Source organism: Pseudomonas sp. DTU12.1 (genome assembly GCF_009873475.1).
In the GTDB taxonomy this organism is placed as follows: domain Bacteria; phylum Pseudomonadota; class Gammaproteobacteria; order Pseudomonadales; family Pseudomonadaceae; genus Aquipseudomonas; species Aquipseudomonas proteolytica.
The window spans coordinates 2,471,706-2,493,198 of record NZ_CP045254.1; the positions used below are offsets into that span (position 1 = coordinate 2,471,706).

The following is a 21,493-nucleotide window of genomic DNA, read 5'->3' on the forward strand; positions in this document are numbered from 1 at the left end:
ATAAGAGGAGTGTTGCCATGTCTTTGAAGCTGGGTGTGATCGGTACGGGCGCGATCGGCCGGGACCATATCCGCCGTTGCAGCCAGACCTTGCTCAACAGCCAGGTGGTGGCGGTCACCGATATCAACCTTGAACAGGCGGCCCAGGTGGTGGCGGACCTGCAACTTAGTGCCGAGGTGTACGCCGATGGTCATGCGCTGATCCAGTCGGCGCAGGTCGAGGCGGTGCTGGTCACGTCCTGGGGGCCGAGCCACGAGGAGTTTGTACTGGCGGCGATTGCTGCGGGCAAACCGGTGTTCTGCGAAAAGCCCCTGGCGGTCACGGCTCGGGGCTGTCGCAACATCGTCGAGGCCGAGGTAGCCCACGGCAAGCGCCTGGTCCAGGTCGGTTTCATGCGCCCGTACGATCAGGGTTATCAGGCCCTCAAGGCGGTCATCGACAGCGGCCAGATCGGTGAGCCGCTGATGCTGCACTGCGCCCACCGCAACCCGACGGTGGGCGAGAACTACAACACCGGCATGGCTATTACCGACACCTTGATCCACGAACTGGACGTGCTGCGCTGGTTGCTGGCCGATGACTATGTGTCGGTGCAGGTGGTGTTCCCGCGTAAAACCAGCAAGGCCCTGAGCCATTTGCGCGACCCGCAGATCGTGCTACTGGAAACCGCCAGGGGCACGCGGATCGATGTGGAAGTGTTTGTGAACTGCCAGTACGGCTACGACATCCAGTGTGAAGTGGTGGGGGAGACCGGGATTGCCAAATTGCCGGAGCCGTCCCAGGTGCAATTGCGCAGCGGCGCCAAGCTGTCGAATGCGATTTTGATGGATTGGAAAGACCGCTTTATCGCAGCCTATGACGTCGAGCTGCAGGCCTTTATCGATGGCGTGCGTGCCGGCCAGGTGGGTGGGCCATCGGCCTGGGATGGGTTTGCCGCGGCGGTGGCGGCGGATGCGTGTATCGAGGCCCAGGGCAGTGGGCAGATCGTCAAGGTCAGCTTGCCGGATCGCCCGGCGTTCTACGGCTAGCGCGGTCAATGTAGGAGCTGGCTTGCCTGCGATGACCGTGGATCAGTCAAGTATTTCTAACCTGATCCACCGCTATCGCAGGCAAGCCAGCTCCTACATTTTGATTGGGTTTGCAGATCACGAGAGGAGTTGAACCATGCGCATCGGACTGGTTGGGTACGGCCACGGTGGCCGTTTTTTTCATGCCCCGCTGATTGCCACATTGCCCGGGGCGACGTTTGTTGGCGTGGTGACACGCTCCCCCGAGCGGCGCCAGCAACTGGCGACGGAGCATCCCGGATTGCCCGCCTTCGACAGCATTGGGCAGATCGTCGAGGCCGGGGTGGATGTGCTGGTGATTTCCACCACCCTCAAGGGCCGCCCGGCGCTGGTGCTGGAGGCTATCGAATACGGTGTGGCGGTGGTCAGCGACAAACCTTTTGCCAGCAATGCCGAGCAGGCCCGCGCGCTGATTACCGCCGCCGAGCGCGAAGGGGTGAAGCTCAGCGTCTACCAGAACCGGCGTTGGGACTCCGATTACCTCACCTTGCGCAAGCTGATCGACGCTGGCGCCCTGGGCACCATCACCCGCTTTGAGTCCCGTGTGGAACGCTACACCCCACACGCGCTGGGCAATGCCAGTGGCGGCGGGTTCCTGCGGGACCTGGGCAGCCATCTGGTGGACCAGGCCTTGCAACTGTTCGGCCCGGTGGAGCGGGTGTTTGCGCAATTGCAGTACAGCGCCGAACACCCCACGCTCGATCATGGCTTCTTCGTCTGCCTGACCCACGTCAACGGGGTGATATCCCACCTGTGGGGCAGCGCCCTGCAAAACTGCCCGGCCCCGCGCTTGCGGGTCAATGGCACGGCGGGTTGCTATACCGTCGAAGGCCTGGACGGCCAGGAGGAGGCGCTGTTGGCCGGCAAGAATCCAAAGACCGAGGGCGAACACTGGGGCGCCGAAGAACACCGACGCTGGGGCTGGTTTGAACAGGGCGCGGAACGCGAGCGTATCCCCTCGGAAAAGGGCGCCTGGAACCAGTTCTATCGCCAGTTGCAAAGCGCCGTCCAAGGCCAGGGCGAGTTACCGGTGCAGGCCAGGGATGCCTGGGAAACCACCCATGTACTGGATGCCGCCAGGCTCAGCGCCGAGCGCCGGCAGGTGGTGGAGATGGCGACGCTGGAAGGCTGAGAGTGGAAATAGAATAAAATTCTAAAATCAGTTGATATGGAAATTATTTTCCAATAAAGTCATTTCCAGGTTGCCGAAAGTCCGTCTCGACCTTCCTTTATAAAGAAGGCGCGGGGACTCAACAAAAACAAGATCAAAACAACCAGGTACCGTCAGATGAAAATCTTCAACGCTGTACTGCGCGTGTTACGTACTGCCTTCCCGCCCCGCACACGACCCTTCTATTTTTCTTTTCTCAATGTCCTTTGCGTCGAAAGCAAGGGCGCCCTGGTGTGCTGCATTCCGGGCGCGCCGGTGGTACGGCTGCCTGCCGCAAACTCATCGCTCTGATAGACGCTACTTCCAGAAAACCAACAAGAAAGTGGAGACAGACCGTTCATGAAGACCCAGATCCGTTTCGCCTCGCTGGCCTTGTCGATGATGCTCGCCAGTGGCGTGGCCGCGGCCGCCGATATCAAGATTGGCGTCAGCATGTCGCAGTTCGACGACACCTTTCTCACTTACCTGCGTGAAGATATGGACAAGCAGGCCAAGTCCTACCCCAAGGGCGATGGTGTGCAATTGCAGTTCGAAGATGCCCGCGCCGACGTGGTCAAGCAACTGAGCCAGGTCGAGAACTTTATCAGCCAGAAAGTCGATGCCATGGTGGTCAACCCGGTGGACACGGCCTCTACCGCGCGCATCACCAAAGCCGCCGTGGCAGCCGGTATCCCGCTGGTGTACGTCAACCGCCGCCCGGACCAGACCGACCTGCCCAAAGGGGTGGTGACGGTGACGTCCAATGACGTCGAGGCCGGCAAGCTGCAAATGCAGTACCTGGCCGAGAAGATGGGCGGCAAAGGCAAAATCGTGATTCTGCTGGGCGACCTGGCCAACAACTCGACGACCAATCGCACCAAGGGCGTCAAGGAGATCCTGGGTAAGTATCCGGATATCAAGATTGAGCAGGAGCAGACCGGGATCTGGTTGCGGGACAAGGGCATGACCCTGGTGAACGATTGGCTGACCCAGGGCCGTGAGTTCAATGCGGTGGTCGCCAACAACGACGAAATGGCGATTGGCGCGGCCATGGCGTTGAAAACCGCCGGCGTCAAACCGGGCAGCGTATTGATTGGTGGGGTTGATGGCACGCCCGACGGGTTGAATGCGATTACCAAGGGTGAGATGGCGCTCTCGGTGTTCCAGGATGCCAAGGGGCAGGCGGTCGGTTCGGTGGAGGCGGCAGTGAAAATGGCCAGGGGCGAGGCGGTCGAGCCAAACGTCGTGGTGCCTTTCCAACTGATCACCCCGGACAATGTCGCGTCATTCAAATAGCGTTCAATCACAACAATAAGCCAGCAGGGTGGTCACGATCGCCCTGCCGATGGAGCCCCGATATGCTCGCTCAAGCGACTGCTTTGCAGCCCACAGGCCTGGAACAACCCTACCTGCTGGAAATCGCCCATATCAGCAAAGGCTTTCCCGGCGTCGTGGCCCTGGACGATGTGCAACTGCGGGTGCGCCCCGGCTCGGTCCTGGCGCTGATGGGGGAGAACGGCGCCGGCAAGTCGACGCTGATGAAAATCATCGCCGGCATTTACCAGCCAGACGCCGGCGAAATCCGCCTGCGGGGCAAGCCGGTGGTGTTTGAGACGCCCCTGGCCGCCTTGCAGTCGGGTATCGCGATGATCCACCAGGAACTCAACCTGATGCCCCATATGAGCATCGCCGAGAATATCTGGATCGGCCGCGAGCAGCTCAATGGCCTGCGCCTGGTCAACCACCGGGCCATGCACCGCTGCACGGCCGAGTTGCTGGCGCGGCTGCGGATCAACCTCGACCCCGAGGAGCTGGTCGGCAACCTGAGCATTGCCGAGCGGCAGATGGTGGAGATTGCCAAGGCGGTGTCCTACGACTCCGACATCCTGATCATGGATGAGCCGACGTCGGCGATTACCGACAAGGAAGTGGCCCATCTGTTTTCGATCATTGCCGACCTCAAGGCCCAGGGCAAAGGCATCATCTACATCACCCATAAAATGAATGAAGTGTTTGCGATCGCCGATGAAGTGGCGGTGTTTCGCGACGGCGCCTATATCGGCCTGCAACGGGCCGACAGCATGGACAGCGACAGCTTGATCTCGATGATGGTCGGGCGTGAATTGAGCCAGCTGTTCCCGGTGCGCGACACACCCATTGGCGAGTTGCTGCTGTCGGTGCGCGACCTGCGTCTGGATGGGGTGTTCCAGGGCGTGTCCTTCGACCTGCATGCCGGTGAAATCCTCGGCATTGCCGGGCTCATGGGGTCGGGCCGTACCAATGTGGCGGAAACGATCTTCGGCATTACCCCAAGCGACGGCGGCGAAATCCGCCTCGACGGCCAGGTGCTGCGCATCAGCGACCCGCACATGGCTATCAAGCAGGGCTTTGCGCTGTTGACCGAGGATCGCAAGCTCACCGGCCTGTTCCCGTGCCTGTCAGTCCTGGAAAACATGGAAATGGCGGTGCTGCCCCATTACTCGGGCAATGGCTTCCTCCAGCAAAAAGCCTTGCGGGCCTTGTGCGAAGAAATGTGCAAGAAGCTGCGGGTAAAAACCCCCTCCCTTGAGCAGTGCATCGACACCCTGTCTGGCGGCAATCAGCAAAAGGCCCTATTGGCCCGCTGGCTGATGACCAAGCCACGGCTGTTGATCCTCGATGAACCGACCCGTGGCATCGACGTCGGCGCCAAGGCGGAGATCTATCGCTTGATCGCCTTCCTGGCCAGCGAGGGCATGGCGGTGATCATGATTTCTTCGGAACTGTCGGAAGTGCTGGGCATGAGCGACCGGGTGATGGTGATGCACGAAGGCGATTTGATGGGCACCCTGGACCGGGCCGAGGCCACCCAGGAAAAAGTCATGCAGTTGGCTTCCGGTATGACGGCAGTCCACTAACCAATAAAAAGGTGACGGGTAATGAACGCAATACTGGAAAGCAAACCCGAGGAAAAGAAGCCCGCCACGGCACCGGTAAAGAGTCGGCGGCGGTTTCCGACCGAGTTGAGCATTTTCCTGGTGCTGATCGGTATCGGCCTGGTGTTTGAAGTGTTTGGCTGGATCGTGCGGGACCAGAGCTTTTTGATGAACTCCCAGCGCCTGGTGCTGATGATCCTGCAGGTGTCGATCATCGGCTTGCTGGCGATTGGCGTGACCCAGGTGATCATAACCACGGGGATCGACCTGTCCTCGGGCTCGGTGCTGGCGCTGTCGGCGATGATTGCCGCGAGCCTGGCGCAAACTTCGGATTTTTCCCGCGCGGTGTTTCCATCGCTGACGGACTTGCCGGTGTGGATCCCGGTGGTGGCCGGGCTGGGCGTGGGCCTGCTGGCGGGGGCGATCAACGGCAGCATCATCGCCATTACCGGGATCCCGCCGTTTATCGCGACCCTTGGCATGATGGTGTCGGCCCGCGGCCTGGCGCGCTATTACACCGAGGGCCAGCCGGTGAGCATGCTGTCGGATTCCTACACGGCCATCGGCCATGGCGCGATGCCGGTGATCATTTTCCTGGTGGTGGCGGTGATCTTCCACATTGCCCTGCGCTACACCAAGTACGGCAAGTACACCTACGCCATCGGCGGCAATATGCAGGCGGCGCGTACCTCGGGAATCAACGTCAAGCGGCATTTGATCATCGTCTACAGCATCGCCGGGCTGCTGGCGGGGCTGGCCGGTGTGGTGGCCTCGGCCCGTGCGGCGACCGGGCAGGCCGGGATGGGCATGTCTTATGAGCTGGACGCGATTGCCGCTGCGGTGATCGGCGGTACCAGCCTGGCGGGCGGGGTAGGGCGCATCACCGGCACGGTGATTGGCGCGCTGATCCTCGGGGTGATGGCCAGCGGGTTTACCTTCGTGGGGGTGGATGCCTACATCCAGGACATCATCAAGGGCCTGATCATCGTGGTGGCAGTGGTGATCGACCAGTACCGCAACAAGCGCAAGCTCAAGCGCTAACCAATCCAGACAGATAGCGCAGTAGTGGCGAGCGGGCTTGCCCCGCGCTGGGCTGCGAAGCAGCCCCAATAAGCCCGCCGCGTTTCTTCAGATAAACCACGATGGCCGGGTTTAGGGCTGCTTCGCCGCCCAGCGCGGGCGATGCGGCGTTCCGACAAGCCCGCTCGCCACGGGAGAGGTTGCGTAGGTACCTCGGCCGCTCCTACATTTGTCCACCGGTAGCCGTTCGCTAACCGTTTGTCTTCTATATAGCTCCACAACACTGAATTTCTTGCTATAAACGCACTCCGATAACCGCCTGCCGAGCCCGTCCTGGTGCCTTTTGGGGGAATGTCGGACAAATTGCCTGTCATTTCAGTTGCTGCGCCCTCAAGTCAGCCGTAGACTGCCGCCCCTCGTAAATTGAGTGCCGGGTGGCGCTTGGAATGGACGGCGTCTTTCCCCGATCTGCAGAGGTTGGCCGGAACGCTCCCTTATTCGCCTTAATGCACGTATTTTTTATAGAGAAATCAATGACAAAGGAAAAGTTGCTGGCCATGCCGGCGGATGACTACATGAATGCCGAGCAGCACGCTTTTTTCGAGCAGTTGTTGCAAGACATGAAAGTCGAGCACCACGAGCGCATTGAGCAGAACCGCATCGCCATTGAAAGCCTGGATACCCCGGCTGACCCGGCTGATGCAGCTTCGGTAGAAGAAGAGCGCACCTGGTTGGTCAATGCCATCGACCGTGACCAGCGCATGCTGCCGCAACTTGAGCAGGCCCTGGGCCGGATCAAGGAAGATTCCTTTGGCTGGTGTGACGACAGCGGCGAGCCTATCGGCCTCAAGCGCCTGCTGATCAGCCCGACCACCAAATACTGCATCGAAGCGCAAGAGCGCCACGAGCAAATCGACAAGCATCAGCGCCAAGCCTGATCTGTCCGCCCCTGTAGGAGCGAGCTTGCTCGCGAAAGTCGTCAACGATTACACGTGTATTCTGGATAAACGTGTTGTCCCTGAGTTCTTCGCGAGCAAGTTCGCTCCTACATCAGGTGAGCGTCAGCAACCTCATCCCCCAGTCTATTGATCTGCTGCAAGCCCTAACACCAAAGGCCCATAGATAATGGCTAATTAGTGGCGTTTAATGCAGAGACAATAATGACAAGCAGTGGGGTGACAAGCATGGCCGGGGATGGATCTCTGATGGGCGCCGCCGTGGCGCCGCACGCGGTGAGCCGCCAACTGCCTGGCTGGGTAACACCGCTCCTGCAAAGCATCGCCCTGGTGCTGGTCCTGTTGGGCCTGGCGTTTGTCGACCTGTCGCTCTACCTCTGCGTACCCGTCGCCCTGCTGCTGGTCTGGCTGCCGCGCCTGAAAAAACCGCCGCGCAGCCTCGCGCCTGATGTGGCCGAGGATGCCATGGGCGCGTTGACTCGCGATTTGTCCTACACCACCAGCCATAATGCGTTGTCAGCCGCTGGCGTGGCCTATTCGGTCAAGCAACTGGCGGCCCGGGTGCAATCGCAATTGGGCGCCGCCCAGCAAATTGTCAGCAGTGCCGAAGTGATGATTGGCACTGAGCAGCTGACATCCCAACTCAGTCGTGAAGCCCTCGGCGCGGCGGGCCAGGCCCATCAGCGCAGCACCGAGGGGCGCGCGGTGCTGGGGGAGTCCATCAGCCGCATGCATCAACTCAGCCAGCGCGCCAGTGATAGCCGGCAATTGATCGAGGCCCTGAGTCAGCGCAGCGAAGAGATCCAGCGCGTGACCCTGGTGATTCAGTCCATCGCCAGCCAGACCAACCTGTTGGCCTTGAATGCCGCCATTGAAGCCGCCCGTGCCGGCGAGCATGGGCGCGGGTTCGCCGTGGTGGCCGATGAAGTGCGTGGGCTGGCGGGTCGTACGGCGACCGCCACCGATGAAGTGGGGGTGATGGTGGCTGATATCCAGCAGCGTACCGCGCAGGTGGTAGAGCAAATCCGCCAACTGTCCGTGGATCTGCAGGCTGGTGTCGAGCAGGTGGAGCACGCCGGCGAGCAACTGGAGAGCATTGCCACCTTGGCGGCGGGCGTGGAAGGCCAGGTCAACGCCATTGCCCAGGGCACGGAGACCAATCGGGTGCAACTCGACAGCCTGTTCCACGCGGTGGAGCAGATGCGTAGCGACTTGACCGTCAGCGACCAGCAGACCCAGCAGTTGGCCGAGGCCGCGGTGCAAATGGAAGGGCAGGCCGAAACGATCAGCGAGCGTCTGGCCGAAGTCGGGCTGGACGACTATCACCAACGAATCTACGACCTGGCCCGCGAAGGCGCGAGCCGCATCGGCGCGCAGTTCGAGGCGGATGTCCAACAGAACCGCATCAGCCTCGATGACTTGTTCAATCGCAGCTACACCCCGATTGCCAACAGCCACCCAACCAAATACCACAGCCGTTTCGACGGCTACACCGACCAGGTGTTGCCGGCTATCCAGGAAGCCTTGCTGCCCCGTCACGAAGGTTTGGTGTTCGCCATTGCCTGCACGCCACAGGGCTATGTGCCGACGCACAACAAGGCGTTTTCCCAGGCGCTGACCGGCGATGCTGCGGTGGACGCCGTGAACAATCGCACCAAGCGCAAATTTGAAGACCGCACCGGGATTCGCTGCGGCAGTCACCAGCAGGCGGTGCTGTTGCAAACCTATACCCGCGATACCGGGGAGCTGATGCACGATCTGTCGGTGCCGATCATGGTCAATGGCCGACATTGGGGTGGCTTGCGCCTGGGCTACAAACCCGAAGGGCGCTAGGCCCAGGCACCGATTGTTGCGCGTTATGCAAGGAAGCTTTTACGCCGATAGCTTTTTCCAGCGAAAGGAACCGCTTAAGATGCTGCACATTGTTAGCTAGCTAACTAATCCTGCGGAGAACTTCCATGCAAAGCAAAGTCGATGTGGCGGTGATGATTGGCAGTGGTGTGCCACAGACCCTGCGTGCGCTGGGCCTGAAGGCCTGTTGGGTGGTGTTGCTCAATGGTGAACAGCGCGGCACGGCCTTCGCCAGCCGTGACGAAGCCCAGGAATGCCGTGCCGCCTGGCAGGCACTGCTGGACCTGGAGCAATCCGACCGCCTGCATTGAGTGGCGGTTAAACGTTTTGGTGCAGGCGCTGGTTGAGTTCATCCACGGCAATCGCCCAGTCCGCATCTTCGCGTAGTTCTTCCTTGAGGAACTGCGCCTGTTGCGGGCTCCAGAAGGGGGCGTCGATCAGCTTCACATCTTCTGCCAGGGGATGTTGATCGATAAAACCATCGATTGCCGCCGGCGAGGCTTCCAGCCCCAATTGTTCGAACAGGTCGTGCAGGGTATGGGTGGGCGCGTCCATTTCATTCTCCAAAAGAGTGAGTCTCTACGGGTATGGGAGGCGCACCAGCGCGCATAGTTCGATTTGTTCAAGCCGCGCCTTGACGGGACGTCTTGCCCAGAAGCGCTTCCAACTCCTTGGCCAAGGCACAGGCCTTGTTGTGATCGCTGCGAAAGCCTTTGATCCTGCCGCTGGGCACTTCCAGGATATGGAAAAAATTCCTCCCGGCCGGGACGACCCGGTACAGTGCAAAACCTGCGCACACGCCATGGGCGTACACGCTGTAGAATAGCGCGCTATCCTTGCAGGGCAGGGTGCCGGAAGTCTGTGTCGGTTGGCGTTGAACTCGTTGCATGGCCAGCTCCTGTCGATCTGTTGACCTGCTTGCAGCATTTCGGGTGGTTTTAAGCCGTGTTGCTGTTCTAATATTGTTGTTGGCAGCCCACGTTCGGTTCCATCCAACGTTTTTCCGTTGTTTTTGGCTGTCGGAAACCACTCTTTCAAATGGGGTATTCTCTGAAGTGGGGCGTCCAGTGTTCTCTGGCCGATAAACCTGTGATTTCCTGCACTGCCTGACGACTTGTACAAGGCCTGTCAGGCCAGGCTGTACGAGTCTGGCGGGAATCAACTTCAGTATGTTTTTTCAATGTGTCGTGCCGTATCGGCCTTTTTTGTGCTGTCTGCCTGGCGGGCAGCGCTTTTTTTGATGTGGGGGCGTTTCCTTGGCAGTCAGTAATCTGGATATGCACGCATTGTTCGTGCTGGGTGATTTGCGCGCGAAGTTGGTTAAACAGTTTCAGTCGCGGTTTGTTTACATCACTGAACAAACCCCTGAAGGCATTTACATTGCCGAAATCGATACCGAAACAGCGCTAGTGGTAGATGACAAACCCCGTTTGGAACTCAAGGTCGGCGATCATTTTCGCGCGGCGGTACTGCCCAGTCGTGAAGGTGGCAAGTTCGAACTGAAGTTTCGCGACATCAAGTTGACGGTCTATGGCCTGGGGGACTACGCGTTTGTTTCCACGGCGCAGGGCGAAGGCATTGTGTTCAAGGAAGGCCACAGCGTGATGCTGGTGTTCGCGGCCAATGAACAATTGCAGGAAGGCCTGAGCAAAACCCTCAAGGCCGTGACCGGCAAGGCCGCCAAGTGGCGCAAGGGTGAGCTGGTGAGCTTCAAGGCCAGCGAATAATGAGTGAAGGCCGGGCCCTGTTTCACCAGCAACACCAAGCGCAGGCCCAAGCCAAGGCCGCCGAACTGCTTGCCCGCAAAGATGATCTGCAGGGCGCCTGGTTGAACTGGGTCGCCAGTCAACTCTATGCACTGCGGCCCGCCGAGTACGCCAGCATGGTGCGCCGGGAGCTGCAGCGTTTGCACCAACAGCCCTGAATACCTGCAACCCTTTGAACCTCTACTACAGTTCTGTGGACTTAATTGTTCAGGGCTTTGGCGGTGTGAAAGCAAAGCCATCCGCCATGGCTGTGTAAACGCGAGGTTCAAAGGCATGAAAGCAATTCGAGCGCTGTTGGCAGCGTCCCTTACCACCCTGGGCCTGTCGATGGCGGCCGCACCGGTAACGGCTGCCCAGGCGCCCATTCACTTTGCCGACCTGAATTGGGAAAGTGGCAGCCTGATCACTGAAGTTCTGCGGTTTATCGTCGAAAAGGGCTATGACCTGCCCACCGATACGCTGCCTGGCACCACCATCACCCTGGAAACCGCCCTGGCCAAAAATGATATCCAGGTGATCGGCGAGGAATGGGCGGGACGCAGCCCGGTTTGGGTCAAGGCGGAATCTGAAGGCAAGGTGGTCGGCCTGGGCGATATCGTCAAGGGCGCGACCGAAGGCTGGTGGGTGCCTGAATACGTGGTCAAGGGCGACCCGGCCAAGGGCATCGCTGCGTCGGCGCCTGAGCTGCGCAGCGTCACGGACCTGGCGCGCTACAAGGACGTGTTCAAGGACCCGGAAGCGCCGGGCAAGGGGCGCTTTCTCAACAGCCCTATCGGCTGGACCTCGGAAGTGGTCAATAAGCAGAAGCTCAAGGCTTACGGCCTGGACGAGAGCTACGTCAACTTTCGCAGCGGTTCTGGCGCGGCGCTGGACGCCGAGATCGCCTCGTCGATCCGCCGTGGCAAGCCGATCCTGTTCTATTACTGGTCGCCGACGCCACTGATGGGGCGCTACAAGCTGATCCAGCTGGAGGAGCCACCGTTCGACGCCGAGGCCTGGAAGACCCTGACCGACGCCGACAACCCCAACCCCAAGCCAACGCGCTCGTTGGCGTCCAAGCTGAGCATTGGCGTGTCTACGCCGTTCCAGCAGCAGTATCCGCAGATTGCGCAATTCTTTGAGAAGGTCGATTTCCCGATTGAACCGCTCAACCAGGCCCTGGCGAAAATGAGCGAAAAACACACCCCGCCCCGTGAAGTGGCGCAGGCGTTTCTCAAGGAACATCCGCAGGTATGGAAGGCCTGGCTGACAGAGGACGTGGCCGCCAAGGTCGAAGCCAGCCTCAAATAACCTTTGATATGAAGGTCCAAATGTGGGAGCGGGCTTGCTCGCGAATGCGCAGTGTCAGTCACCAGATGTATAGACTGACCCACCGCATTCGCGAGCAAGCCCGCTCCCACAGGTTTAACCGCATTCCAGCCTTAGAACTTGGTCTGCACTGCCAATTCAAAGGTGCGCGGCGATCCCAGGTAATACGCTGGCGACACATGGGCAAACTGCGCATACACCTCATTGGTCAGGTTGCGCACCCGGCCTGTCACCGAGGTGTGTTGATCGACCTTGTAGGTCAGGAACGTGCCGAACAGGGTGTATGCCGGCACGGTCAGGGTGTTGGCATTGTCGGCGTACACCTGCGCCACGTACCGCGCGTCCACGCCACCTTGCCAGGCCGGGGTGATGTCATAGGTCAGCCACAGGTTGCCCACTCGTTTCGGCACGTTGGTCGGGGTATTGCCCTTGCGCGACACCACCGCACCGCTGGCGATTTTCTCGTTGAAGTCATCGTATTGCGCGTCGACCCAGGCGAAGTTGCCCTCTGCCAACAGCTTGGGAGTGATGCGCAACGAACTGGCCAACTCGATGCCCTTGGACGACTGCGCGCCCACCGCAAGGCTGCGGGTAGGGTCTTGTGGGTCGGTCACCGCAAAGTCCTTGCGTTCGATGTGGTAGGCCGCAACGGTGGCTGAGCCGCTCCCGTCCAGGTAATCGAACTTGCTGCCCACCTCCCATTGCTTGCCAGTGGAGACATCAAACACCTGGGTGGTGCTGGTGGGCTGTTCGGCAGCGGTGCTGTATTGCACATAGACATTGGCCGCAGGGATGAACTGGTAGGTCAAGCCCACGCGCCCGGTAACCGGCTCCCAACGGCGTTTGACGTTAGGCTGATTGTCGCGATGGCTGGTCACGTCCAGGTCGATGGCGTCATAACGCAGGCCGGTCAGCAGCGACAGCTGGTCGGTCAGGCCCAGGCGGTTTTCGACGAACAGCGCCTTGGTCGTCACTTCGGTGGTCTTGTCCTTGATAAAGCCTGGTTTGGTGCCAGGAAGGTCGTAGAAATGCCCAGGGTCGTAGTGGTTCGGGTCCACTGCGTTCTTGCCGGGCACATTCAGCGGGCTGGCGGTGGTGCTGTTGACCTTGTATTCGAAACCGCCAGACCAGGTGGTGGCCAGGCCGAACACGCTACTGTCATGGCGCAGCTCGAACTGGTTGCCGTTCTGCTCGCCCTGATGGCGCACCTGATAGGCCGTCGAACGGTTCACCACGCTGTTGTCGGGGCTGTACTGGTAGGTCTCCAGGTTGCGGTAGTCGCGCTGGCTGTCGAGGTGATAGAGGGTGTTGCGCAGGGTGGTGCTGTCGTTGATCCGGTAGTCGATGATCGAGCGGGCCCAGATCGTGCGTTGCTCGTAGCGGCCATCGGCGACGTTGTAGTTGTTGAAACGGTTGTGCTTGTCGATCTTCAGCTCGCCGGCCTTGGGGTTGAGCACTGGGGTGCCCCAGTAGGGGCTGTCCTCGTGTTCATCCTGATACTCCAGGGCCAGGGTGTGGGACAGGTTGGGCGTCAAGTCACTGAGCAAGGAGAAGGCCACGCTCCAGGCATCGCGTTGCTGGCGGTCGATATGCGTGTGGTTGGTGTTGCGGCTGACGTCCAGGCGCGCGTAGTGCTGCACCTCGGCGCCGGGGTCGGTCAGGGCGTGGTTCAGGCCCAGGGCGATGCCGGTGGTGTCGTAGCTGCCGTAGTTGAGCTGGCCTTCGACGGCCTGTTCTTCGCGGGTGGCGAGCTTGGTCACGTAGTTCAGCGAGCCGCCCACGGAGCCGGCGCCGTTGATCAGCGAGGAAGGGCCGCCCACCAGTTCGACCCGGTCATAAATCCATGCATCCACAGGGCGTGCCAGGCCACCGGCGACGTTGATGCCATTGAACATCTGGGTGATCTGGCTGCTGGTAAATCCCCGATAGGAGATAAACCCGCCGAACCCTGGCGGCGCACTGGCGTTGACCCCGGGCAAGGTGTTGGCCGCATCCTGGAAGGTCTTGGCGCCACGCCGCTCGATATCGTCGCGGTCGGCGATGCTGATTGAGGCCGGGGTTTCCCGCACGCTCAGGCCCAGGCGCGAGGCCATGCCGCTGGATTGGTCCAGGGCCAGGCCCGGCTCGTTGGCGGCGGCGCCGTCAATGGTGGTGGGCGCCAACTCAAGGGCCCAGGCGCAAAAAGGCAGGCAGCCGAACAGGCCCGCCAATAGTGGTAAATGTTTCATCGATAAATCCTGAAAAGCATGGCTTGCAAGCAGCGCACAGCCTTGCGCGCTTCCCTGGGGAAACAGCAACGTGTGCGGATCAAAAAGCGCAGGGATCAGGCGTAGGCGGGTGGGGCGCGCGGATTAGCCGCAGGCCAGGTAAAACGGGCGGGAATGTCTGCGGTGAGCACCACCGCCGGTGGTGGTGCGTGGGGTTGAGGCAGCACCGCAACGTTAAGGCTGGAGTTGAGCGCCGGGCCCATGCCGCCGGTGGAACACAGCGGGCAACCGAAGGCCTTGGACAGTGTGGGCAGGGACTCATCGCCCGTGTTTACGGGGGCTGGCGCCTGGGTGCGAGGGTCTACGGTACAGAACTGGCCGCCAATGCCGTTGAGCTGCATGCCGACCATTTGCCCATGACCAATACTGCAGGCGAACACGTTGAACAGGACGCAGCCATAGAGCATCCAGGCAATCAACGAGCGGTCGGCACGGGCGAGTTTCATGGGGTGGCACTTTATCACCAGACGACTAAATGCCTGCAAAAAATCTGAAAAGGACTATCCTCTTTCGGACTTTTTAAGGGGTATCCAGCCATGAGCTTTGTTATTGCGAGATGGGTCGTCGGGGTATTTGCATTTATCAGCATGGTCCATGTGTACTGGGCCGCGGGTGGCAAGCTAGGCAGTACGGCGGCGATCCCGCAACTGCCCGGCGAGTTCGCCAGCGGGCCACGCCCGGCGTTCAAACCGTCGGCGTTGGGCACCTTCCTGGTAGCGGTGGGGCTGGTGCTGATTGCATTGCTGGTGTGCCTGCGGGCGGGGCTGTTTTTCCAGCCGGTGGGGCATCAGGCTTTGCAGTGGGGGATCAGCGCGATTGCCCTGATCATGTTTGCACGGGCAATTGGTGATTCGGAGCTGGTGGGCTTTTTCAAGAAGGTCGGTGGGTCGCGGTTTGCCCGGCTGGATACGTTTTTCTACTCGCCGCTGTGCCTGGTGTTGGGGACGGGGCTGTTGGTCGTCGCCTGGACCTGACTGACGGTATGCAGGGCCAAATGTGGGAGCGGGCTTGCTCGCGAAGGCGGTGGATCAGTTGGTAAATATTTGACTGACCCACCGCCTTCGCGAGCAAGCCCGCTCCCACATTTTTTTACCGCGTATATTCCACAGGGATCAGCTACCGCTGTCAGTCCTGCGGCTGCTGACCTCGGCCGGTACATTTTCCCCCGCCATGCGCTTGCGAAACAGCGACGTGCGCGCCAGCAACAGGGTGGTCACCGGTACGGTGATCGCCAGCAGGATCGGAATCAGCCAGCCGTGCAGCACCGGGCCGGACTTGAGGGTCGAAAAGTAGATAATCGACGCCAGGGCCACGCACCAGGCGCCAAGGGTCGAAGCCAGCGCCGGTGGGTGCATGCGCTGGAAAAAATCCTTCATCCGCAACAGCCCGATCGCGCCAATCAGCGCAAACAGGCTGCTGAGCAGCAGCAGGATCGCCACGAGGATCTCCACCCACAGTGGCAGTTCACTGACATTGATCATTCGATCACCTCACCACGCAGCAGGAATTTGGCCAAGGCAAACGAGCCGACAAAGCCGAACAGCGCAATCAGCAGCGCCGCTTCGAAGTAGGTATCACTGGCATAGCGAATGCCCAGCACCAGCATCATCAGCATGGCCAGGATATACAGGTAGTCCAGGGCCAAAACCCGGTCCTGGGCCGAGGGGCCCTTGAACAGCCGCACCAGGGTCAGGACCATGGCCAGGGAAAACAGGAACAGGCTGAACAGGATCGCATTGGAGAGCAGGGCACTCATTCGAAGATCTCCATCAGGGGCCGTTCGTAGGCCTGCTTGAAGTGCTCGATAAACTGCGCGTCGTCATCCAGGTCGAACACGTGCAGCAGCAGGATGCTGCGGTCCAGGGCCAGTTCCGACCAGATGGTGCCGGGGACCACTGTGGTAATCATCGACAGCGCCGCCAGGCCGTTGGCGTCGCGCAGGTCCAGGGGGATCTTGACGAAGCGCGAGCGCGGCGGGCGTGAGCCGCAGGTCAGCACGCCCCACGCCACCAGCAGGTTGGAGACGATCACGTCGCGACCCACCAGGAAAAACAGGCGAATGATTACCCAAGGCCGGCGAATCCGGATCGGCAACGGGCGCAGCGGCGCCATCATCAGCGGTGCGAGAACGCCCAGGATCGCCCCCAGCAGCAGGTGGCCGGGGCTGATCGACAGGTTCAATACCAGCCACAGTATCCACAATGCCAATGACAGCCACGGGGCAGGGAACAGGCGTTTCATGGCTGCACCTCCACGGCGGCGGCCTGGGCTTGCGGGCCGGGCACCGGGCGGGTGGCCATGACGGCCATCACGTAGTGCTCGGGGTTATTGAGGCTGGTGGCGGTGTCCTGGGTAAAGCGCATGAGCATTTCTGCCTTGAAGGTCAGGCCGATCGCCAGGCCCAGCAAGATAAAAATCGGCACGCACTCAAAGCGGCGCAGCAGCGGCGACGGCCGCTCTTCCGGGGTCCAGAAGCGCTGGATGCCCAGGCGCGCAAAGGCGATCAACGAGGCCAGGCCCGAGAAGATCAACAGCGCCACCAGGCCCCAGGCTGCCGGGCGGATCGGCTCACTCACCGCATGGCCCAGGCCCAGCGGGTTGATCAGGGCACTGAGCAGGCTGAGCTTGCCGATGAACCCCGACAGCGGCGGCATGCCGATGATCAGCAGGGCGCAGGCTATAAAGCTCAGGCCGAGGAAAGCCATGGTCCAGGGGATGACTTGGCCGACCACGGCCTTTTGCTCATCATCGAGGTTGGTGCCCTTGGGCGGGTGCAGGGACTCCACCGGCCGTGGCAACACTTCGATTTCATCGTCCAGGGGCAGTTCATTGGCCGAGCGCGAGCGTTCGATCAGTTCGGCGAGCAAGAACAGCGCGCTCAAGGCCAGGGTCGAACTGACCAGGTAAAACAGCGCACCGGCGGTCAGGCTGGGCTGGGCAAAGCCCACTGCCGACAGCAGGATCCCGGCTGACACGAGGATGCTCAGGCTGGCCATGCGCTCCAGGCGCTGGGCGGCGAGCATGGCCAGGGCTGCGCAGAGGATGGTGGCCATGCCGCCGTACACCAGCCAGTCACCGCCAAACAGTGCCGAGGCGCCGGCCTGCCCGGAAAACAGCAGGGTCCACAGGCGCAACACGGTGTACACGCCGACCTTGGTCATGATCGCAAACATCGCCGCCACCGGGGCGCTGGCCGAGGAGTAGGCCGGTGCCAGCCAGAAGTTCAGCGGCCACATGCCGGCCTTGGCCAGGAAGGCGGTGGCGAGGATCGCCGCGCCGGCATGCAGCAGGCCGCGATCGGCTTCCGGCACCAGCGGGATCTTCAGTGCCAGGTCAGCAAAGTTCAGGGTGCCGGTGACCCCGTAGATCAGTGCCGCGCCAATCAGAAACAGCGACGAAGCCAGCAGGTTGATCGAGATGTAATGCAGCCCCGACGACACCCGCGCCCGGCCCGAGCCGTGGAGCATCAGGCCGTAGGACGCGGCCAGCAGCACCTCGAAGAACACGAACAGGTTGAACAGATCTGCGGTGAGGAAGGCGCCGTAGAGGCCCATCAACTGGATCTGGAACAGCGCATGGAAACTGGTGCCGGCGCGGTCCCAGCGAGCCATGGCGAACAGCAGGGCGCTGACGCCGATGATCCCGGTGAGCACCAGCATCAGGGCCGACAGTTGATCCACCACCAGCACGATGCCGAATGGCACCTGCCAATTGCCTGGCAGGTAAACGCCGATGGAGGCCGGGCCGCCTTTTTGCGTCCAATACAGCATCAGCATCGCGATGCCCAGGCCGGTCATGCTCGACAGCAGGTTGATCTTGGCCTTGAGCGGGCGGTGTTTCTCGCCCAGCATCATCATCAACGCGGCAGTCAGCAACGGCAGCAGGATCGGCGCGATGATCAGTTGGTTCATCCAGCTCATTCCTTGGGCTCCCGGCCGTCCACATGGTCAGTGCCGGTCAGGCCCCGGGAGGCCAGCAGCACCACCAGGAACAGCGCTGTCATGGCGAAGCTGATCACGATCGCCGTCAGCACCAGGGCCTGGGGCAGGGGATCGGTGTAATGGAGCAGGTCCTGAGGCACGCCGTCCTTAATGATCGGCTCCTTGCCGATAAACAGGCTGCCCATGCTGAAGATGAACAGGTTCACCCCATACGACAACAGGCACAGGCCCATCACCACCTGGAACGTCCGTGGCCGCAGCACCAGCCAGACGCCGGAGGCCGCCAGGACCCCAATGGCAATTGCGATGACTTCTTCCATCAGGCGGCAGCTCCTTGTGCGGGTGTGGCGGCGGCTTTCGCCTGGTTGCCGGGTTTATGGGCCCGCACCGATTGGTGACCGAGGGCGGTGAGCATCAGCAGAGTCGAGCCGACCACCATGGCGTACACGCCGACGTCGAAGAACAGCGCGCTGGCGATATGAATATCGCCCAGCACCGGCAGGCTCAGGTGCAGGGTGCTGGTGGTGAGGAACGGATAGCCGAAGAACAGCGCGCCAAGCCCGGTCAAGGTTGCCGACAGCAGGCCGAACCCCATCCAGCGCATCGGCCGCAGGTTCATCTGGGCCTCGACCCACTGGGTGCCGGCGACCATGTATTGCAGGATAAACGCCACCGACATCACCAGGCCGGCGACAAACCCTCCACCCGGCTGGTTGTGGCCGCGCATAAACAGGTAGAACGACACCACCAGGGCAATCGGCAGCAGCAGGCGCACCAGCACCGCGGGCACCATCATGAAGCCCAGGGCGGTGTCGCTGGCCTGGCGCGGGTTGACCAGGTCGGTGTCCACATCCGGTGCCAACAGGCGCTGTTGCGCGGGCAACTGCTCGCTTTCCTTGGGCGGACGGAAACGGCGTAGCAGCGCGTACACCGTCAAGGCCACGGCGCCCAGCACGGTGATCTCGCCCAGGGTATCGAAGCCCCGGAAGTCGACGAGCATCACATTCACCACATTGCTGCCGCCGCCTTCAGGCAGGGCGCGGCTGAGGTAGAACGAGGAAATGTCGTTGGGGGTCTGGCGGGTCAGCATTGCATAGGACAACAGCGCCATGCCGCCACCGACCACCGTGGACAGCAGCAAGTCGCGCAGCCGGCGAATGCGTGCCTTGCGCAACGAACTGGGGAGTGGCGAGACCTCTTCGATCCGTCGTGGCAACCAACGCAGGCCCAGCAGGATCAGGACCGTGGTTACCACCTCGACCACCAGTTGCGTCAACGCCAGGTCTGGCGCGGAGAACCACACAAAGGTCACGCAGGTCATCAGGCCGCAGACGCTGACCATGGTCAGGGCCGCCAGCCGGTGATACTTGGCTTGCCAGGCGGCGCCCAGGGCGCAGGCAATCGCCAGCAGCCACAGGGTGACGAACACGATGGAGCCCGGGATTTTCGGCCGGTCGCCCCAGCTCAGGCTGTTGCCCAGCATGGGGATCATCCCGGCGATCACCGCCACCAGCACCAGCAGGAACAACTGGGTCTGCAGGCGCTTGGTGCTGATGCGTTTCTCGATCTTGCGTACGCCGCGCATCATCACCACCAGGCAGCGTTCGAACATGCGCTTGCCATTGAAGTAGCTGATGATCGGCGGGTACTTGAAGCGCCCGCGCTTGAGTTGCTTGCGCAGCAGCAGGTACAGGACCACCCCACCGGTCATGGCCACCAGGCTCATGATCATCGGTGCGTTCCAGCCGTGCCAGATCGCCAGGCTGTACTCGGGCAATACGCCGCCGACCACCGGCAGGGCGGCAGCGGCGAGGATCGAGCCCACCACCTGGGCCGGGAAGATCCCCACCAGCAGGCAGGTAAACACCAGCAATTCCACCGGTGCACGCATCCAGCGCGGCGGTTCGTGGGGCGTGTGTGGCAGGTCGGTGGCGGCCGGGCCGAAGAACACATCCACGGTGAAGCGCAGGGCATAGGCCACGCTGAAGGTGCCGGCGATGGTTGCGATCACCGGCAGGGCGATTTCCACCCATTGGGTGGAGGAGATAAACACGGTTTCGGCGAAGAACATTTCCTTGGACAGGAAGCCATTGAGCAATGGCACCCCGGCCATGGAGGCGCTGGCGACCATGGCCAGGGTCGCGGTAAACGGGATCAGGCGTACCAGGCCGCTGAGCTTGCGGATATCCCGGGTGCCGCTTTCGTGGTCGATGATGCCCGCAGCCATGAACAGCGAGGCCTTGAATGTGGCGTGGTTGAGGATATGGAACACTGCCGCGACGGCGGCCAGCGGGCTGTTGAGGCCCAGCAGCAGGGTGATCAGGCCCAGGTGGCTGATGGTGGAGTAGGCCAGCAGGCCCTTGAGGTCGTTCTGGAACATCGCGCAGTACGCGCCGAGCAACAGGGTCAGGGCGCCGGCGCCACCGACTATCCAGAACCACTCTTCGCTGCCCGACAACGAAGGCCACAGGCGGGCCAGCAGGAACACGCCGGCCTTCACCATCGTGGCCGAGTGCAGGTAGGCCGACACGGGAGTCGGTGCGGCCATGGCGTGGGGGAGCCAGAAGTGGAAGGGGAATTGCGCGCTTTTGCTCAGGGCGCCGATCAGGATCAGCGCCAGCAGAATGGGGTAGAGGGAGTGGGCACGGATCTGGTCACCGGCGGCAAGCACCTGGTCCAGGTCGTAACTGCCGACGACATGGCCGAGCAGCATCACCCCCGCGAGCAGGCACAACCCACCCGCACCGGTCACCATCAGCGCCATGTAGGCGCCACGGCGGGCATCGGAACGGTGGTGCCAATAGCCGATCAACAGGAACGAGAACAGGCTGGTCAGTTCCCAGAAAAACACGATCTGGATCAGGTTGCCGGAGATCACCAACCCGAGCATCGCGCCCATGAACGCCAGGAAAAACGCGAAGAAACGCGGCACCGGGTCATCCGGCGACATGTAATAACGGGCGTACAAAGACACCAGGCTGCCGATACCCAATACCAGCATCGAGAACAGCCAGGCAAAGCCATCGATGCGCAACACGAAGTTCATGCCCAGGCTGGGCAGCCAGGAGAACTCTTCGCGGATCACGCCACCGTCGGCGATCTGGGGGTAGAGCAGGGCGACTTGTACAGTACCGACCAGGGCCACAAGGCCGGCCAGCAGGGATTCAGTGTTACGTGCGTTGTGCGGCAGCAAGGCCGCCAGACAACTGCCGATGAAAGGCAGAAGCAGTAGAACTATCAGGGACATAGGCT

The 21,493-nt window shown here is 61.4% G+C and carries 23 protein-coding genes; 13 read left to right on the forward strand and 10 right to left on the reverse strand.

Annotated features, from left to right (window positions below):
* Positions 1–17 precede the first annotated feature (17 nt).
* From GDV60_RS10825 to GDV60_RS10860, 9 genes are all read left to right on the forward strand, one after another.
* Positions 18–1,028 (forward strand): Gfo/Idh/MocA family protein, encoded by a 1,011-nt coding sequence (locus tag GDV60_RS10825; protein ID WP_159907124.1) that lies wholly within the window; start codon positions 18–20, stop codon positions 1,026–1,028.
* A 136-nt stretch (positions 1,029–1,164) separates the two neighbouring features.
* Positions 1,165–2,199, forward strand: coding sequence for a Gfo/Idh/MocA family oxidoreductase (locus GDV60_RS10830; protein WP_159907126.1), 1,035 nt, complete (start codon positions 1,165–1,167; stop codon positions 2,197–2,199).
* Positions 2,200–2,355: 156 nt separating this feature from the next.
* The gene (locus tag GDV60_RS26550) at positions 2,356–2,529 is read left to right on the forward strand and encodes a hypothetical protein (RefSeq protein WP_166647900.1); all 174 of its coding nucleotides are present in this window, start codon (positions 2,356–2,358) and stop codon (positions 2,527–2,529) included.
* A gap of 48 nt (positions 2,530–2,577) precedes the next feature.
* Positions 2,578–3,513 carry a sugar ABC transporter substrate-binding protein gene (locus tag GDV60_RS10835; protein WP_029293060.1) on the forward strand — a complete coding sequence of 312 codons (936 nt, stop codon included), beginning with the start codon at positions 2,578–2,580 and terminating at the stop codon, positions 3,511–3,513.
* A 62-nt stretch (positions 3,514–3,575) separates the two neighbouring features.
* Positions 3,576–5,114 carry a sugar ABC transporter ATP-binding protein gene (locus GDV60_RS10840; protein WP_159907128.1) on the forward strand — a complete coding sequence of 513 codons (1,539 nt, stop codon included), beginning with the start codon at positions 3,576–3,578 and terminating at the stop codon, positions 5,112–5,114.
* A 21-nt stretch (positions 5,115–5,135) separates the two neighbouring features.
* The gene (locus GDV60_RS10845) at positions 5,136–6,173 is read left to right on the forward strand and encodes an ABC transporter permease (protein WP_029293056.1); all 1,038 of its coding nucleotides are present in this window, start codon (positions 5,136–5,138) and stop codon (positions 6,171–6,173) included.
* Positions 6,174–6,685: 512 nt separating this feature from the next.
* Entirely contained in the window at positions 6,686–7,090 is a 405-nt protein-coding gene (locus GDV60_RS10850; protein WP_010173153.1) for a TraR/DksA C4-type zinc finger protein, read from the forward strand.
* Positions 7,091–7,720: 630 nt separating this feature from the next.
* Positions 7,721–8,941, forward strand: a complete 1,221-nt coding sequence (locus GDV60_RS10855; protein WP_371128919.1) for a methyl-accepting chemotaxis protein — start codon at positions 7,721–7,723, stop codon at positions 8,939–8,941.
* Positions 8,942–9,066: 125 nt separating this feature from the next.
* Entirely contained in the window at positions 9,067–9,270 is a 204-nt protein-coding gene (locus tag GDV60_RS10860; RefSeq protein ID WP_159907132.1) for a hypothetical protein, read from the forward strand.
* A 7-nt stretch (positions 9,271–9,277) separates the two neighbouring features.
* On the opposite strand, the gene GDV60_RS10865 is transcribed toward GDV60_RS10860, so the two are convergent.
* Both GDV60_RS10865 and GDV60_RS10870 read right to left on the reverse strand, forming a co-directional pair.
* Positions 9,278–9,514 carry a DUF2789 domain-containing protein gene (locus tag GDV60_RS10865; protein WP_159907134.1) on the reverse strand — a complete coding sequence of 79 codons (237 nt, stop codon included), beginning with the start codon at positions 9,512–9,514 and terminating at the stop codon, positions 9,278–9,280.
* Between the two features lie 67 nt (positions 9,515–9,581).
* Positions 9,582–9,848: a hypothetical protein gene (locus tag GDV60_RS10870; protein ID WP_133715746.1), complete on the reverse strand. Its 267-nt coding sequence runs from the start codon at positions 9,846–9,848 to the stop codon at positions 9,582–9,584.
* Positions 9,849–10,236: 388 nt separating this feature from the next.
* Here GDV60_RS10870 and GDV60_RS10875 point away from each other — a divergent pair, with 388 nt between their 5' ends.
* From GDV60_RS10875 to GDV60_RS10885, 3 genes are all read left to right on the forward strand, one after another.
* Positions 10,237–10,686, forward strand: a complete 450-nt coding sequence (locus GDV60_RS10875; RefSeq protein WP_029293046.1) for a hypothetical protein — start codon at positions 10,237–10,239, stop codon at positions 10,684–10,686.
* Positions 10,686–10,883, forward strand: coding sequence for a hypothetical protein (locus tag GDV60_RS10880; RefSeq protein ID WP_029293044.1), 198 nt, complete (start codon positions 10,686–10,688; stop codon positions 10,881–10,883). Before GDV60_RS10875 ends, GDV60_RS10880 begins: the two co-directional genes overlap by 1 nt.
* A 115-nt stretch (positions 10,884–10,998) precedes the next feature.
* Positions 10,999–12,015, forward strand: a complete 1,017-nt coding sequence (locus GDV60_RS10885; protein ID WP_159907136.1) for an ABC transporter substrate-binding protein — start codon at positions 10,999–11,001, stop codon at positions 12,013–12,015.
* A gap of 131 nt (positions 12,016–12,146) precedes the next feature.
* Here GDV60_RS10885 and GDV60_RS10890 read toward each other — a convergent pair whose 3' ends face one another.
* Both GDV60_RS10890 and GDV60_RS10895 read right to left on the reverse strand, forming a co-directional pair.
* Positions 12,147–14,261, reverse strand: a complete 2,115-nt coding sequence (locus tag GDV60_RS10890) for a TonB-dependent siderophore receptor (protein ID WP_159907138.1) — start codon at positions 14,259–14,261, stop codon at positions 12,147–12,149.
* A gap of 95 nt (positions 14,262–14,356) precedes the next feature.
* Positions 14,357–14,746 carry a DUF2946 family protein gene (locus tag GDV60_RS10895; protein ID WP_070995238.1) on the reverse strand — a complete coding sequence of 130 codons (390 nt, stop codon included), beginning with the start codon at positions 14,744–14,746 and terminating at the stop codon, positions 14,357–14,359.
* 90 nt (positions 14,747–14,836) lie between these two features.
* Here GDV60_RS10895 and GDV60_RS10900 point away from each other — a divergent pair, with 90 nt between their 5' ends.
* Positions 14,837–15,274, forward strand: a complete 438-nt coding sequence (locus GDV60_RS10900) for a DUF3995 domain-containing protein (protein WP_070995239.1) — start codon at positions 14,837–14,839, stop codon at positions 15,272–15,274.
* A 138-nt stretch (positions 15,275–15,412) separates the two neighbouring features.
* Here the strand turns inward: GDV60_RS10900 and GDV60_RS10905 are convergent, their stop codons facing one another.
* The 6 genes from GDV60_RS10905 to GDV60_RS10930 are packed head-to-tail and all read right to left on the reverse strand — an operon-like array spanning position 15,413 to position 21,488.
* Positions 15,413–15,781, reverse strand: coding sequence for a Na+/H+ antiporter subunit G (locus GDV60_RS10905; protein ID WP_029293034.1), 369 nt, complete (start codon positions 15,779–15,781; stop codon positions 15,413–15,415).
* Entirely contained in the window at positions 15,778–16,056 is a 279-nt protein-coding gene (locus GDV60_RS10910) for a K+/H+ antiporter subunit F (protein ID WP_003211751.1), read from the reverse strand. The genes GDV60_RS10905 and GDV60_RS10910 overlap by 4 nt, the downstream gene beginning before the upstream one ends.
* Positions 16,053–16,541 (reverse strand): Na+/H+ antiporter subunit E, encoded by a 489-nt coding sequence (locus GDV60_RS10915; protein ID WP_070995240.1) that lies wholly within the window; start codon positions 16,539–16,541, stop codon positions 16,053–16,055. Before GDV60_RS10915 ends, GDV60_RS10910 begins: the two co-directional genes overlap by 4 nt.
* A complete protein-coding gene (locus GDV60_RS10920; protein ID WP_029293029.1) occupies positions 16,538–18,220 on the reverse strand; it encodes a monovalent cation/H+ antiporter subunit D in 1,683 nt (560 codons plus the stop codon). Before GDV60_RS10920 ends, GDV60_RS10915 begins: the two co-directional genes overlap by 4 nt.
* The gene (locus GDV60_RS10925; RefSeq protein ID WP_003202835.1) at positions 18,217–18,561 is read right to left on the reverse strand and encodes a Na+/H+ antiporter subunit C; all 345 of its coding nucleotides are present in this window, start codon (positions 18,559–18,561) and stop codon (positions 18,217–18,219) included. The genes GDV60_RS10920 and GDV60_RS10925 overlap by 4 nt, the downstream gene beginning before the upstream one ends.
* On the reverse strand, positions 18,561–21,488 hold the full coding sequence (locus tag GDV60_RS10930) for a monovalent cation/H+ antiporter subunit A (RefSeq protein WP_159907140.1): 2,928 nt from the start codon (positions 21,486–21,488) through the stop codon (positions 18,561–18,563). The genes GDV60_RS10925 and GDV60_RS10930 overlap by 1 nt, the downstream gene beginning before the upstream one ends.
* Positions 21,489–21,493 lie beyond the last annotated feature (5 nt).